At 67.6% G+C, this 13,021-nt stretch carries 16 protein-coding genes; 9 read left to right on the forward strand and 7 right to left on the reverse strand.

Annotation, left to right across the window (positions count from 1 at the left end):
• Positions 1–103: 103 nt before the first annotated feature.
• The 4 genes from EWH21_RS20505 to EWH21_RS20520 all read left to right on the forward strand — a co-directional run bounded on the left by EWH21_RS20505 (position 104) and on the right by EWH21_RS20520 (position 3,389).
• A complete protein-coding gene (locus tag EWH21_RS20505) occupies positions 104–1,339 on the forward strand; it encodes a TIGR03862 family flavoprotein (RefSeq protein WP_277699199.1) in 1,236 nt (411 codons plus the stop codon).
• A gap of 155 nt (positions 1,340–1,494) precedes the next feature.
• A complete protein-coding gene (locus tag EWH21_RS20510) occupies positions 1,495–2,496 on the forward strand; it encodes a response regulator (protein WP_277699200.1) in 1,002 nt (333 codons plus the stop codon).
• Positions 2,497–2,500: 4 nt separating this feature from the next.
• Positions 2,501–2,950, forward strand: a complete 450-nt coding sequence (locus EWH21_RS20515) for a PAS domain-containing protein (RefSeq protein WP_037051742.1) — start codon at positions 2,501–2,503, stop codon at positions 2,948–2,950.
• A gap of 76 nt (positions 2,951–3,026) precedes the next feature.
• Positions 3,027–3,389 carry a VOC family protein gene (locus tag EWH21_RS20520; RefSeq protein WP_277699201.1) on the forward strand — a complete coding sequence of 121 codons (363 nt, stop codon included), beginning with the start codon at positions 3,027–3,029 and terminating at the stop codon, positions 3,387–3,389.
• 60 nt (positions 3,390–3,449) lie between these two features.
• Here the strand turns inward: EWH21_RS20520 and EWH21_RS20525 are convergent, their stop codons facing one another.
• From EWH21_RS20525 to EWH21_RS20535, 3 genes are all read right to left on the reverse strand, one after another.
• Complete coding sequence (locus EWH21_RS20525; protein WP_277699202.1) at positions 3,450–4,802, reverse strand: DEAD/DEAH box helicase; 1,353 nt, start codon at positions 4,800–4,802, stop codon at positions 3,450–3,452.
• A 310-nt stretch (positions 4,803–5,112) separates the two neighbouring features.
• Entirely contained in the window at positions 5,113–5,715 is a 603-nt protein-coding gene (locus tag EWH21_RS20530; RefSeq protein ID WP_037051736.1) for a 3'-5' exonuclease, read from the reverse strand.
• A 9-nt stretch (positions 5,716–5,724) separates the two neighbouring features.
• Positions 5,725–6,204 carry an NYN domain-containing protein gene (locus EWH21_RS20535; RefSeq protein WP_037051733.1) on the reverse strand — a complete coding sequence of 160 codons (480 nt, stop codon included), beginning with the start codon at positions 6,202–6,204 and terminating at the stop codon, positions 5,725–5,727.
• Between the two features lie 103 nt (positions 6,205–6,307).
• Here EWH21_RS20535 and EWH21_RS20540 point away from each other — a divergent pair, with 103 nt between their 5' ends.
• The 3 genes from EWH21_RS20540 (at position 6,308) to EWH21_RS20550 (ending at position 8,014) form a co-directional block, all read left to right on the forward strand.
• Complete coding sequence (locus EWH21_RS20540) at positions 6,308–6,793, forward strand: YbaK/EbsC family protein (protein WP_277699203.1); 486 nt, start codon at positions 6,308–6,310, stop codon at positions 6,791–6,793.
• A gap of 87 nt (positions 6,794–6,880) precedes the next feature.
• Positions 6,881–7,549 (forward strand): YciC family protein, encoded by a 669-nt coding sequence (locus tag EWH21_RS20545; RefSeq protein WP_277699204.1) that lies wholly within the window; start codon positions 6,881–6,883, stop codon positions 7,547–7,549.
• A gap of 30 nt (positions 7,550–7,579) precedes the next feature.
• On the forward strand, positions 7,580–8,014 hold the full coding sequence (locus EWH21_RS20550) for a VOC family protein (protein ID WP_150606577.1): 435 nt from the start codon (positions 7,580–7,582) through the stop codon (positions 8,012–8,014).
• A gap of 12 nt (positions 8,015–8,026) precedes the next feature.
• Here EWH21_RS20550 and EWH21_RS20555 read toward each other — a convergent pair whose 3' ends face one another.
• Both EWH21_RS20555 and EWH21_RS20560 read right to left on the reverse strand, forming a co-directional pair.
• Entirely contained in the window at positions 8,027–8,773 is a 747-nt protein-coding gene (locus tag EWH21_RS20555) for a transporter substrate-binding domain-containing protein (protein WP_152489601.1), read from the reverse strand.
• A gap of 10 nt (positions 8,774–8,783) precedes the next feature.
• On the reverse strand, positions 8,784–9,617 hold the full coding sequence (locus EWH21_RS20560) for an SDR family oxidoreductase (RefSeq protein ID WP_037051716.1): 834 nt from the start codon (positions 9,615–9,617) through the stop codon (positions 8,784–8,786).
• A gap of 223 nt (positions 9,618–9,840) precedes the next feature.
• Between EWH21_RS20560 and EWH21_RS20565 the strand changes: the two genes are divergently transcribed.
• Together EWH21_RS20565 and EWH21_RS20570 are read left to right on the forward strand one after the other, a co-directional pair.
• The gene (locus EWH21_RS20565; RefSeq protein WP_152489602.1) at positions 9,841–10,929 is read left to right on the forward strand and encodes an endonuclease/exonuclease/phosphatase family protein; all 1,089 of its coding nucleotides are present in this window, start codon (positions 9,841–9,843) and stop codon (positions 10,927–10,929) included.
• Between the two features lie 94 nt (positions 10,930–11,023).
• Complete coding sequence (locus EWH21_RS20570; RefSeq protein ID WP_277699205.1) at positions 11,024–11,758, forward strand: transporter substrate-binding domain-containing protein; 735 nt, start codon at positions 11,024–11,026, stop codon at positions 11,756–11,758.
• Positions 11,759–11,770: 12 nt separating this feature from the next.
• Here EWH21_RS20570 and EWH21_RS20575 read toward each other — a convergent pair whose 3' ends face one another.
• Positions 11,771–12,568, reverse strand: a complete 798-nt coding sequence (locus tag EWH21_RS20575) for an energy transducer TonB (RefSeq protein WP_277699206.1) — start codon at positions 12,566–12,568, stop codon at positions 11,771–11,773.
• A 1-nt stretch (position 12,569) separates the two neighbouring features.
• On the reverse strand, positions 12,570–13,013 hold the full coding sequence (gene tolR, locus EWH21_RS20580) for a protein TolR (protein WP_047591128.1): 444 nt from the start codon (positions 13,011–13,013) through the stop codon (positions 12,570–12,572).
• Positions 13,014–13,021: the final 8 nt, after the last annotated feature.

The following is a 13,021-nucleotide window of genomic DNA, read 5'->3' on the forward strand; positions in this document are numbered from 1 at the left end:
AGCCGAAAAGGTTCGAGCAGAACCTGCCCTAAGCCCGGGCAAATGACAAGGCCGGGGAGCTCTCGGGTAGAATGCGCAGCCACCTGCCGATCGTCCTTGTGCCATGACCACCGCCATTGCCCCCACCGCTCACCACGTCGCCATCATCGGCGGCGGCCCTGCCGGGCTGATGGCCGCCGAAGTGCTGGCCCAGGGCGGCGTACGCGTGGAGCTGTTCGACGCCATGCCCTCGGTGGGGCGCAAGTTCCTCCTGGCCGGCGTCGGTGGAATGAACATCACCCATTCCGAGCCCAGGGACGCCTTCATCGACCGTTACGGCGAGCGCCAGGCCGAGGTCGCGACGCTGCTCGCCGACTTCGACGCCGACGCCCTGCGCGAGTGGATTCACGGCCTGGGCATCGACACCTTCGTCGGCACCTCCGGCCGCGTATTCCCCAGCGACATGAAGGCGGCGCCGCTGCTGCGCGCCTGGCTGCGTCGCCTGCGCGAGCTGGGCGTGAGCATCCATACGCGCAGCCGCTGGCTGGGCTGGAACGATGATGGCAGCCTGCGCATAGCCGGAGCGGATGGCGAGCGCGCGCTGGCCGCCGCTGCCTGCCTGCTCGCCCTCGGCGGCGGCAGCTGGGCACGCCTGGGTTCCGACGGCGCCTGGGCCCACCTGCTGCAGGCGCGCGGCATCGAGGTGGCGGCACTCAAGCCGAGCAATTGCGGTTTCGAGGTCGCGGCCTGGAGCGAGCACCTGCGGACCCGCTTCGCCGGCGCGCCACTGAAGAATGTTGCCCTCGGCCTGACTGGCGAAGACGCGCGCATCGGTGAGTTCGTGCTCACCGATGGTGGCATCGAGGGCAGCCTGGTGTATGCCTTCTCCGCCGCGATCCGCCGCGCCATCGAAACCGACGGCCAGGCCGTGGTCCACCTCGACCTGCTGCCGCAGATGCCCCTGGCCAGGCTGCAACAGGCGCTGGGCAAGCCCCGCGGCAAGCATTCCATGGCCAAGCACCTGCACCGCCAGGCCGGGCTGGATGGCGTCAAGGCCGCGCTGCTGCGTGAGCTGGCGCCCGCCGCAGCCTTCGCGGAGCCCGCTGCGCTGGCGCCCTGGATCAAGGCGTTGCCGATCACCCTGCTGCGCACCCGGCCGCTGGACGAGGCGATCAGCAGCGCCGGTGGCGTGCCGTTCGAGGCACTGGACGCCGGTCTGATGCTCAAGGCCCTGCCTGGCGTGTTCTGCGCCGGTGAAATGCTCGACTGGGAAGCCCCCACCGGCGGCTACCTGCTCACCGCCTGCTTCGCCAGCGGCCGGGTGGCCGCGCACGGCCTGCTGAACTGGCTGAAACCCTAGGGCAGGTGCAAGCCTGCCCTGCCGGGCGGCGGGTTGCACCCGCCCTACGCACGCCGGCGAACGAATTCGCCCGTCAAGCTGGCAATGCCGGGGCATGCGCAACGGCATGCGTCTATGCTGAGTGTCAGCGCTCCCCACACAGGTAATCCCCCGCCGTGATCCCTTTGCTGGTCTGCGACGACTCCAACATGGCGCGCAAGCAGCTGATCCGCGCCCTGCCGGCGGAATGGCCGGTCACCCTCAGCCAGGCCGCCAATGGCGAGGAAGCCCTGGCGCTGATCCGTCAGGGCCAGGGACAGGTCATGCTGCTCGACCTGACCATGCCCGTGCTCGATGGCTACCAGACGCTGGCGGCGCTGCGGGCCGAAGGCCTGACCAGCCAGGTCATCGTGGTGTCCGGCGATGTGCAGGAAGAGGCCCTGCGCCGCGTCCGCGAGCTGGGCGCCCTGGCCTTCATCAAGAAGCCCGCCGACCCCGAGATCCTGCGCCAGACGCTGATCGAGCTGGGCCTGTTCGACCCTCGGGGCAGTGCGACGGCGCAGGCCCAGGCGGCGGCCCTGTCGGAGCTGAAAGTCAGCTTCCGCGACGCCCTGCGCGAAGTGAGCAACGTCGCCATGGGCCGCGCCGCCGCCCTGCTGGCCAAGGTGCTCGGGGTGTTCGTGCAGTTGCCGGTGCCGCAGGTGAACATCTTCGAGGTCAGCGAACTGCACATGACCCTGCTCGACGCCCAGCGCGGCGAACGCTTCAGCGCCATCTGCCAGGGCTTCATCGGCGAAGCGATCGCCGGCGAGGCGCTGCTGCTGTTCCATGATTCGGAAGTGGACGACATGGCGCGCCTGCTCGGCTGGCAGCCGGAAAACGAAGCGCAGACCTCGGAGATGCTGCTGGACCTGGCCAGCATCCTGACCGGTGCCTGCCTCGCCGGCATCGCCGAACAGCTCGACCTGCGTTTCTCCCAGGGCCATCCGCAACTGCTCGGCCAGCACGCCAGCCTCGACCAGCTCATCCAGATCAACCGCCAGCGCTGGCGCAAGACCCTGGCCGTGGAAATCAGCTACAGCCTGGAGGGCCATGCCATCCATTTCGACCTGCTGCTGTTGTTCACCGAAGACTCGATCAAACGCCTGACCGGCAAGATCGGCTACCTGATGGAGTGAAGCGATGCCTGCGCAGATCGATATCAAGGAAGTTCACTGGCTGCTCGACATCGTGCAGTGCATCGATGTCGGCGTGGTGGTGCTCGACCGCCAGTACCATGTGGAGGTGTGGAACGCCTTCATGGAGAACCACTCCGGGCTGGGGCCGGACCAGGTGCAGGGGCGCTCGCTGTTCGAGCTGTTCCCCGACATCGACCGCGCCTGGCTGGAACGCAAGGTGGAAAGCGTGGTGCAGCTCGGCACCCGCGCCTTCAGCCTGTGGCAGCAACGCCCCTACCTGATGCGCTTCAAGAGCTACCAGCCGATCACCGGCCAGGCCGACTTCATGTACCAGAACGTCACGGTGCTGCCGTTGGCCGGACAGCCGGTGGAGCATGTGTGCCTGGTGATCTACGACATGACCGCAGCGGCCGTAGCGGCCCAGGCGCAAGCCAGCCCTGCCCAGCCCGGGTAGAATGCAGCCGGGCCTGGCCCGCCAGCGGCGCACAGGCTTCGCCTCGCCCGCCCCTCACCCACGCGAAGAGACTGGCATGCTACGCAGCGTCGAACTGAAGACCTTCGTCCCGGCACGGGACTTCGCCCTCAGCCTGGACTTCTACCAGGCCCTGGGCTTTCGGCTGGCCTGGTCGGACGAGCAGATGGCCTACTTCAGCCATGGCGACCACTGTGCCTTCCTGCTGCAGAACTTCTACGTGAAGGAGCAGGCGGAGAATTTCGTCATGCACCTGCTGGTGGAGGACGTCGATGCCTGGTGGCAGCAGATCCAGGCCGCGCGCCTGGACACGTGTTTCGACACGCGACTGATTGCGCCGCAGGACCAGCCCTGGGGCATCCGCGAGTTCATGCTCTTCGACCCCAGCGGCGTACTCTGGCGCATCGGCCAGAACATCTGAGCACCATTGCGCTTTGGCCGCGAGCGCGTCTCGCGGATTTCGTCCGGGCTACGTCGAGCGCTACTTCTTGCCGCCTTTGGGCTTGCTGCCGAAGCTAGGCACCTTGCGCACGGCCTTGGCCTTCGGCTTGGCGTCCTCCTCCTCGAACCAGCGGCCGAGGTGGATATTGCCCTTGCCGCCGCTCTTGGCCGCGCCGCCCGCACCCGGGACCAGCTTCTGCTTGGGCTTCTTCGGCTTCTTCAGCACCTGGCCGTCGATGGTGGTCTGCGGCACCCGGTGGTCGGGGATGAAATCCGCCTCCTCGCGACGCGGCAGCACCTGGCGGATCAGCCGTTCGATGGCGGCGAGCAGCTCCACTTCGTCGGCGCAGACCAGGGAAATGGCTTCGCCGCTGCTGCCGGCGCGGCCGGTACGGCCGATGCGGTGCACGTAATCCTCGGCGTTGATCGGCAGGTCGAGGTTGACCACCAGCGGCAGGTCATCGATATCCAGCCCCCGTGCAGCCACGTCGGTGGCCACCAGAATCTGCACCTCGCCGGCCTTGAAGCGCTCCAGTGCGCGCAGGCGGCTCGGTTGCGGCTTGTCGCCATGGATCGAGTCGGCCGCCACGCCCATGGCCAGCAGCTCCTGCTCCAGCTGATCGACCCCCTTGCGGGTCTTGGCGAACACCAGCACCTGGCCCCAGCGCTTCTGCTCGAGCAGGTGCAGGAACAGCTCGCTCTTGCGCTTCTTGTCCACCGGGATCAGCCACTGCTTGACGCTCTTGGCCGCCGCGTTGCGCGGGCTGACTTCCACCGACAGCGGGTCGCGCAGCAGCTCGCCGGCCATCTGCCGGATGGCGTCGGAGAAGGTGGCGGAGAACAGCAGGGTCTGGCGCTTCCTCGGCAGCGCGCTGAACAGCTCGTCCAGCTCGCGGGCGAAGCCGAGGTCGAGCATGCGGTCGGCCTCATCCAGCACCAGGGTCTGCAACTGGGTGAATTTCAGCGCGTTCTGCCGGTACAGGTCGAGCAGTCGACCCGGCGTGGCCACCAGCACATCGACGCCCTTGCGCAGCTTCATCATCTGCGGGTTGATGCTGACCCCGCCGTACACCGCATAGCTGCTCAGCGGCAGATGCTGGCCGTAGGCCTGGAAGCTCTGCAGCACCTGCTCGGCCAGCTCGCGGGTCGGCGTCAGCACCAGTGCGCGCACCGAGTTGCTGGCCACCTGCGGGCCCTCCAGGGTCAGGCGCTGCAGCAACGGCAGGGCGAAGCCGGCGGTCTTGCCGGTGCCGGTCTGCGCCGCCGCCATCAGGTCGCGCCCCTTGAGCACGGCGGGAATGGCCTGGCTCTGCACCGGCGTCGGGGTCTGGTAGTCGAGTTCGGTGAGGGTACGCAGCAGCGGCTCGATCAAACCGAGGGAGGCGAAGGTCATGGGGCAACCAGCGAGGCAATGGGAACAGGCGCGCAGTTTACCCTGTCCCCCACCCGGGGAGCGCTCTCCGCCATGAAAAAGCTCGCCGTTGCAGCGCCCAGCCGCGCCGCAGGCAGTGGCAAGGGCGTCCGCTCGCCGTGACGGCACGCATGGATGCAGAGGGTATGACCTCACGTAGCCCGGATGAAATCCGCGGCATGGCCGCCGTCGCCCCGGATTGCATCCGGGCTACCACCCCGCAAGGGCGGCTTCAGCCTTCGGCGTAGCACTCAGCAATGAAGCCAGGGCCTCCTGCAGATACGAGGCAAGCTCAGCTGGCAGTCGCCAGCAGCGTGCGCACCTTGGCTGCCGACAGGCTCTGCAGCTGGCAGAGGAAGGCATGATCGGCCTGGTGCCGGCCATGCCGGTCACGCAGCAGATCGAACAGGTGCAGGGTCAGGTTGGCGGCCATCTCGGCATCGGCCAGGGCCCGGTGGGCACGTCCGGTATCCGGTAGGCCGGCCCAGCTGTTGAGGTTGCCCAGCTTGTGGCTCGGCGCCTCCGGCAGCAGGCGCCGCGAGAGCAGCAGCGAACAGGCGAACGGCTGCGCGCGCCGCCGGCTCACGCGGGCCAGTTCGGCATCCCAGAACTTCTGGTCGAAGGCCGCGTTGTGCGCCAGCAGCGGCCGCTCGCCGATGAAGTCGGCCACCTCGTTCATCACCTGCTCGGAAGGCGGCGCCTGGCGCAGCATGGCATTGCTGATGCCGGTGAGCTGCTCGATGAAGGGCGGCACCCAGGCGCCGCTGTACATCAGGCTCTGATAGCGGTCGACGATGCGCCCGTCCTCGATGATCGCCACGCCGATCTCGGTGGCACGCGCCTGGGCAGGTGAAACCCCGGTGGTTTCGAAGTCGATGACAGCAATGGATTCCAACGTGAGACCTCAGTGATTGCGCAACAACAGATCGCCCTCGATGGGCACGTACAGGCTGGCCGCTCGGATCAGCGATTGCGCGGTCAGCCCCGGGACACCGAAGGCGATGGCAGCGACGCCCTGGCTGCGCACGCGTTCGAGCAGCAGGTCGAAGTCGCCGTCCCCCGAGGCCAGGACCACTTCGTCGACCCGCGAGGCGGCGTCGAGCACATCGATGGTGATGCCCACGTCCCAGTCGCCCTTGGCCGAGCCGTCGCTGCGCTGGATGTAGGGCTTGAGCTTCACGGTGAAACCGAGCTTGCGCAGGATCTGCTGAAACTGCTGCTGCTTGGCATCGCCACGGTCGATGGCATAGGCATAGGCCTCGACGATCACGCCACGGCGGCTGACCTCGGCCCACAGCACGCTGTAGTCGAAATGGCAGCCGTACACCTGGCGCACCGTGTAATAGAGGTTCTGCACATCGGCGAATACGGCGATCTTCTTCACCGGGAGTCCTCGTACGGGCAACGAAGGCGCCAGTATGCCAGAGCCGACCGCCCGACGCGCCGGGGACTGGCCGGAGCACCGCTCCTGCCCCTATCCTTGACGCATGACACCGCTAGAAAACCTCTGCCAACGCAACCTCGACCTGCTGCGACGCCTGGACATTGCTCATCGCCTGGTCGAGCACGAAGCCGTTCTCGACTACCCCACCGCCCACGCCGTGCGCCAGCGTTTCGCGCTGCGCGGGGTGGAGAGCAAGAGCCTGTTCCTGCGCGTCGCCAGTCAGCGGCATGCCATGCTGGTCAGCGTCGAAGGGGCGCGTGCCGACTGGGCACGGCTCAAGGCGCTGCTCGGCAGCCGCCCGCGTATCGCCAGCGACGAGGAACTGACCGCGCTCACCGGCTGCGTGCCGATGTGTGCCTGCCCGTTCGGCCACGACGCCGGCATCACCCTGCTGATCGACCGCGCCGTGCTCGCCTGCGACTTTCTGCTGTACTCGCCCGGCCCGCCCGAGCTGACCCTGGAGGTGCCAGGCAGCGAGCTGCCGCGTCTGCTCGCCGCGCTGCCCAATGCGCAACTGGAGTACCCTTGAATCCTCTGCGGCCAAGCGCCGGCGTGACGCGGCCGAACGCGGCTCGCGATGCAACCTCAACAGCCCCCTACATCTGGTAGCCTGCCGATGAATCCACTTTCCGTCCTCCGCGATGCCTGGTTCTTCTCCAGCCACAACCTGGCGCCCATCGCCCGGCTGACCCTGCCCCTGCTGGTGCTCGAGGCCATCGCCCAGGCCGTGCTGGCCGCGCAGCTCGGCGAAGACGCCAACCCGGCCTACGGAGTCCTGCTCGGTATCCTCTTCTATCCGCTGTATGCCGCGCCGCTGATCCTCTTCCTGCATGCACGCAGCAACGGGCAGACGCCGGGCAACGCCCAGCTGTTCGCCGCCGGCCTGCAGCTCTGGCCGAGCTTCGCCCTGATGACCGGCCTGAGCACGCTGGCGATCATGCTCGGCCTGTCGCTGTTCATCGTGCCGGGCATCTGGATCATGATGCGCCTGGCCTTCTCCGAGCTGATCCTGGTGCTGCGCCAGGAGCCGCCATTGCGCGCCCTGCAGAGCAGTTTCAGCATGACCGAGGGGCGCTTCTGGCCGGTATTCGCCTGCCTGGCCAACGTCCTGCTCCCGCTGTGGCTGCTCGACTGGTGGACGCAGCCGAGCCAGGCCGACACCCTGCTCTGGGTGCTGCACCAGGCAGGCAACGGCTTCCTCCAGCTGTTCGCCATCGTGGTGCTGTTTCGCCTGTTCATGCTGCTCGAACCCAGGCAACCGGCAGCATCGCAGAACAACGACTAGGCTTGCTGCTTTGCCCAAGAGGAGCACGCCATGAGCGACAGCAACCCGAGCATCCTGTCCCACATTTCCATCGGTACCAACGACTTCGACGCCGCCAGCGCCTTCTACGCCAAGGTGCTGGCGACCCTGGGCTGCCGCGAGATCATGCGCCATCCGGGGGCGGTGGCCTTCGGGCGCGAATACCCGGAGTTCTGGGTGCAGACACCGATCAACGGCCAGCCGGCCACGCTCGGCAACGGCAGCCACTTCGGCTTCGTCGCCCCGGACAAGGCCTCGGTGCACGCCTTTCATCAGGCGGCGCTGGAGGCCGGTGGTCGCGACGAAGGCCAGCCCGGGCCACGCCCGGACTATGGCGAGCCGTACTACGGTTGTTTCGTCAGGGATCTCGACGGCCACAAGATCGAGGCGGCCTTCTGGGACATGGCGCTGATGCTGGCGAGCGGCGCGCAGCACGAGCACGGCTGACGGCATGCCCTGCTACTGGTGCGCGACCACCGGCTGATAGCGCAGGGCGGCATTGGCGACCCACCCCTCGCGCAACAGGCTCTCGAGCGCAGCCGCCAGCTGCGGCATGCGCTCCAGGCGCTTGCGCGAGAAGCCGATGTAGAGTTCGGTACGCGCCTCGGGCTGATAGGCAGCCTTGACGATGCGGCCGGCCAACCTGGGGTCGAGCAGCGCATAGTCGACCTGGCAGTCGGTACCGACCAATGCGTCGATACGGCCACGGGTCAGCATCCCCAGCAACTGGCTTTCATTGCTGACCCCGACCTTCTTCAGCCCCTGGTCATCGTCGAATGGCTGAAAGTACACCGACTCCAGCACGTAGCCGATGCGCAGCTCGTGCAGCGCCGCATAGTCCCTGAGGCGCATGGCCAGCGCCGGGCTGGCGTAGAAGCGCGGCGAGCAGGCGTAGTAAGGCGCATCCAGGTACTGGATGTAGCGTTCGCGCTCCGGCGTTCTGGCCAGGCCGGTCATCATGTCCGCCGTGCCCTGTTCGAGCGCCGCCAGGCCCCTCGCCCAGGGCGCGCGATGTACCTCGAAGCGCAGTCCGGTGCGACGTGAGAGTTCGTCGAGCAGATCGATATCCAGCCCCTGCAGCTGCCCATCCTCCTTGAGCATGCGAAACGGCGGCCAGAGATCGGTCATCACCTGCAGCGGACGGGGCTCTTCGGCCCGGCACACCACAGAGGCCAGCAGCAGGATGAGCAGCAGCCAGGCACGCATCGGACACCTCCTAGCTTCGCGGCTTCAAGCCGGAAAGCCGTGGCAACAGCACACGCTCGAACAGCCGCGGGAAGAAACGCGCCAGCACCCGCGCCCGCCAGTCGACGTTGGACAGTACCAACAGCCGCCGGCGCTTGAGCGCACCGTGATAAATGGCCTCGGCGACATCCTGCGGCGAAGCGACCTTGCCCATTGCCAGCGGTGGCTGCGCCGCCACCGAGCCGTCACCGACCAGCGCGTTCTTGCGCAGGTCGGTCGCGGTGAAGCCCGGGCATACCAGCATGACGTTGACGCCCGAACCCTTGAGTTCGAAGCGCAGGGTCTCGAACAGGCCGTGCAGGGCATGCTTGCTGGCGTTGTAGGCACTGCGATAGAGCAACGGCGCGATGCCCGACAGCGAACTGAGCACGATGATCTGCCCGCGCCGGGCGATCAGGCTGGGCAGCGCGGCCTGGGTACAGTGCAACGCGCCGAAGTAGTTCACCGCCATGACCCGCTGGAATACGTCCAGGCTGGTCTCGGCGAACGTGCTGCGGTGGGTGATGCCAGCATTGTTGACCAGCACGTCGATGCCACCGAAGCGCTCGCAGGCCAGGGCCACGGCACGCTGCACCGCATCGGCATCGGCGACGTCACACACCAGGCCCAGCGCCTCGGCGTTGTGATGGTCGGCCAGGTGCTGCACCAGGCCATCCAGCGCCGCCTGATGCAGGTCGAGAATCACCAGGCGCGCGCCAGCCTGCGCCAGGCGCACGGCCAGGGCGCGGCCGATGCCGGCGCAACCGCCGGTGATCAGCACCACCTTGCGGTCGAAAACCTTGTTGGCGAACACCTTGCGATACATGTGCGGCTCCCGGAATCCACGCTCACCGATATCAACTGCCGCCCTTCGCCAGGGCGACCCACACAACAGTCTTTCGCATGCTACTGCAGCTCATGCCATCTGTCCCTGGGGCCGAACGACCGTGCGAACTCGGCAGATACTCGACAATCGCCCAGCAATGCCTGGGCCGATCCGGTGCACTCGGGTATCCTCGCCTCCTTCCAGCATAGTCGCTCATGCCGCCATGTCTCTGCCCCGCCCGCTTCGCCTGCTGTTGCTCGTCGCCCTGCTGCCCGTCATTCTGCTGGCCCTGGTCCATGTCCTGGCCTGGAACCCCGCTGCGCGCGAGGAGGCGGACGTGTCCTGCACGGGCCAGGTGGCACAGCTGCAGCCAGGGCAGGCGCTGAAGGTCATGACCTGGAACGTGCAGTACCTGGCCGGCAAGCGCCACGTGTTCTGGTACGACCTGCCTGGCGGCGACGGCCCGGACGAGCGCCCGAGCAGCGCCGACCTGGTGCGGACGCTGGACGAGGTGGTGCGCATCCTGCGCGATGAGCAACCGGACGTCGTGCTGCTGCAGGAGCTGCACGACAACGCCAAGGCCACCGACTACCAGGACCAGCTGGCCCTGCTGCAGGCGCGTCTGGCAGACCTCTACCCGTGCAGCAGCCAGGCGTTCTACTGGAAGTCCGCCTTCGTGCCGCACCCGCGCATTCTCGGCAGCGTCGGCATGAAGCTGGGCACCCTCAGCCGCTTCCAGATCGCCCGCGCCGAACGCCTGCAACTGCCAATGCTCGCCAGTAACCTGCTGAGCCGCCCCTTCCAGCTCAAGCGCGCCCTGCTGGTCAGCTACCTGCCGATCCGCGGTGGCGGCGAGCTGGCGGCGATCAACACCCATTTCGATGCCTTCGCCCAGGGCGAGGACACCATGCAACGCCAGGTCGAGATGACCGATGGCCTGTTGCGCCAACTGCAGCAGGCCGGCCAGCCATGGGTCCTGGGTGGCGACCTCAACCTGCTGCCGCCAGGTCAGTTCGAGCACCTGCCCGACGACCAGCGCAGCTGGTATGCCGCCGACAGCGAGCTGCAGGACCTGGCCAGGCGCTACCCGATGATCCCCAGCCTGCTGCAGGCCAGCGGCGCGGACCAGGCGCAGTGGTACACCCACTATCCCAACGACCCCGCCGCCAGCGGCCCGGATCGCACCCTCGACTACCTGTTCTACAGCCCGCGCCTGACGCCGCTGGCCAGCCAGGTGCGCCAGGACGACACGCTGGCCATCTCCGACCACCTGCCGGTGATCGGACGTTTCTTCATCCCCAGCCAGGAATAGGCACGACAGGGCTGGACAATGCCACTGCCTGTTGTCCATGCTCGACCGGCACCGCCCCAAGAATGACAAGACGGCAAACAGCCGCGACACCTCGATGCCAAGACGCTTCTGCCTGATACTCATCGCCCTGCTGTGGTTGCCGGTCGCCTGTGCGGCCGGCAGCGAGCGACGCATTCATGTCGGCTACTACGAATTCCCTCCCTACTCCTACACCGACGACCAGGGCCACCCCAGTGGCGTCGGCCTCGAACTGACCGCGCGCCTGCTCGACGAGGCCGGCTACCAGGCGGAGTTCCGCTCCTACCCCGGCGCACGCCTGTACAACGGCCTGATCGACGGCAGCATCGCGCTCTGGTTCGGCGCCCCGGGCAAGCCCGAACTGGCCGAACACACCCTGGAGAGCCGTTACCTGCTCGGGCAGATCGCCCTCAACCTGTACTACCGCCCGGGCACCGCGCCGCCCAGGCTGCCCGACGACCTGCAGGGCCGTGGCGTGATCCTGATCACCGGCTACAGCTACTGGCAGGGCATCAACCAGTGGCTGCAAGACCCGGCGCGGCACATCACCCTGCATCGCACCTCGCGGCACACCGCGGCACTTGAGATGCTGCTGCGCCGACGTGGTGACCTCCTGCTCGACTACCAGATGCCGGTGGAGCAGGCCCGGCGCAGCCTCGGCATCGGCGACCTGCCGTTCATCGAGGTGCAGCGCCTGCAGCTCAAGCTGATCGTCTCCCGCCACGCGGCGAATGCCGTACAACTGCGCGACGCGCTCGACCATGCCTACCAGCGCCTTCAGGCCAGCGGCGAAGACCTGCAACTGCCCTGAGTCGCCCGGCCCCTATTCGATGCGGTAGCTGAAGGTGTTCTTCACGTTGGCCACCGCCACCGCCTGACCGTTGACCACGCGCGGTTGGTAGCGAAAGGTCCTGGCCGCGGCCAGTGACGGTTTGACGAAGAACGGATGGCAATTGCCGATTACCTGCGGGTCTTCCACGCGCCCGGCAGCGTTCACCGTATAGGCCACCGTGCATTCACCCTCGATCTTGCGTTCCAGCGCCTTGGCCGGATAGTCCGGCGCCTGCTTGGCGATGGGCAGGTACTGGCGGCTGGCCGCCTGCGCCTCGGCGCGCGCCGCAGCGGCTGCGGCATTCGCCGCCGCCACGCGCTCGGCTTCGAGGCGGCGGGCCTCGGCCAACTGCTGTGCTTCCAGCTGCGCCTGACGCTCCGCCTCTTCGCGCGCCAGACGCTCCTGGCGCTGCGCCTCGGCACGCCGCTGCTGACGTTCACGCTGCAAGCGCAGCGCCTGTTCCTCACGCGCCTGCTCGGCCCTCTTGAAGGCCAGGTCCGCCTGTTCGGGTGCTGGCGCCTCGACCGGCGCTTCCGCCGGCGGCGGCGCCACTGCCGGTTCGGCGATGACGGGCGCCGGCGGTTGAACCACAGGGGCCGGCAGGCTGATCAGCTCGGTGGTGAGAACCGTGGCAAGCGGTGTCGGCAGCGGCGCCTGGTGGGCCAGGTGCAGCAGCACATAGGCCAGGCCGGCATGCAGGGCGATGGCGACACCGATGGCGAGGCCATGCTCGCGCCAGGCCGGCCAGGCCAGACGCGGCGCGGGCATTTCCAGGGTCAGGCTGCTCATGTCAGGGCGCCTCGGTGATCAGGCCCAGGCGGCTGACACCGCCACGCTGCAACTCGGCGATGCCGGCGATCACCGACGCATAGTCGGCATGCTGGTCGGCGCGCACGTAGACCTGGGTCTGCGGGTTGGCGGCGACGATGGCGGCAATCTTCTCGCGCATCGCCTCCTTGCTCGGCGCACTGTCGGTCTGCGACTCGATATCCACTTCGCTGCCCAGGTTCCAGTAGAAGCTGCCGTCGTCCTTCACCGACAGGGTGACGATGCGCTGCTCGCCCGGTGCCGGCAGCGCTTCGGCCGCCACCTTGGGCAGTTCGATCTGCACGCCCTGCACCAGCATCGGTGCGGTCACCATGAAGATCACCAGCAGCACCAGCATCACGTCGATATAGGGCACCACGTTCATTTCGGCCTTCAGGCCATGCTTGTGCGTCGGTCGAACCAGCATCGCGTCAT

This window comes from Pseudomonas sp. REST10, assembly GCF_029542605.1.
GTDB lineage: Bacteria > Pseudomonadota > Gammaproteobacteria > Pseudomonadales > Pseudomonadaceae > Aquipseudomonas > Aquipseudomonas khazarica.

What these genes read in the sequence shown, in the direction of transcription:
- EWH21_RS20505 (WP_277699199.1), top strand. Translation starts at nt 104, where the DNA reads ATGACCACCGCCATTGCCCCCACCGCTCACCACGTCGCCATCATCGGC.
- EWH21_RS20515 (WP_037051742.1), top strand. Translation starts at nt 2,501, where the DNA reads ATGCCTGCGCAGATCGATATCAAGGAAGTTCACTGGCTGCTCGACATC.
- EWH21_RS20520 (WP_277699201.1), top strand. Translation starts at nt 3,027, where the DNA reads ATGCTACGCAGCGTCGAACTGAAGACCTTCGTCCCGGCACGGGACTTC.
- EWH21_RS20525 (WP_277699202.1), bottom strand. Translation starts at nt 4,802, where the DNA reads ATGACCTTCGCCTCCCTCGGTTTGATCGAGCCGCTGCTGCGTACCCTC.
- EWH21_RS20540 (WP_277699203.1), top strand. Translation starts at nt 6,308, where the DNA reads ATGACACCGCTAGAAAACCTCTGCCAACGCAACCTCGACCTGCTGCGA.
- EWH21_RS20545 (WP_277699204.1), top strand. Translation starts at nt 6,881, where the DNA reads ATGAATCCACTTTCCGTCCTCCGCGATGCCTGGTTCTTCTCCAGCCAC.
- EWH21_RS20550 (WP_150606577.1), top strand. Translation starts at nt 7,580, where the DNA reads ATGAGCGACAGCAACCCGAGCATCCTGTCCCACATTTCCATCGGTACC.
- EWH21_RS20555 (WP_152489601.1), bottom strand. Translation starts at nt 8,773, where the DNA reads ATGCGTGCCTGGCTGCTGCTCATCCTGCTGCTGGCCTCTGTGGTGTGC.
- EWH21_RS20560 (WP_037051716.1), bottom strand. Translation starts at nt 9,617, where the DNA reads ATGTATCGCAAGGTGTTCGCCAACAAGGTTTTCGACCGCAAGGTGGTG.
- EWH21_RS20565 (WP_152489602.1), top strand. Translation starts at nt 9,841, where the DNA reads ATGTCTCTGCCCCGCCCGCTTCGCCTGCTGTTGCTCGTCGCCCTGCTG.
- EWH21_RS20570 (WP_277699205.1), top strand. Translation starts at nt 11,024, where the DNA reads ATGCCAAGACGCTTCTGCCTGATACTCATCGCCCTGCTGTGGTTGCCG.
- EWH21_RS20575 (WP_277699206.1), bottom strand. Translation starts at nt 12,568, where the DNA reads ATGAGCAGCCTGACCCTGGAAATGCCCGCGCCGCGTCTGGCCTGGCCG.
- tolR (WP_047591128.1), bottom strand. Translation starts at nt 13,013, where the DNA reads ATGCTGGTTCGACCGACGCACAAGCATGGCCTGAAGGCCGAAATGAAC.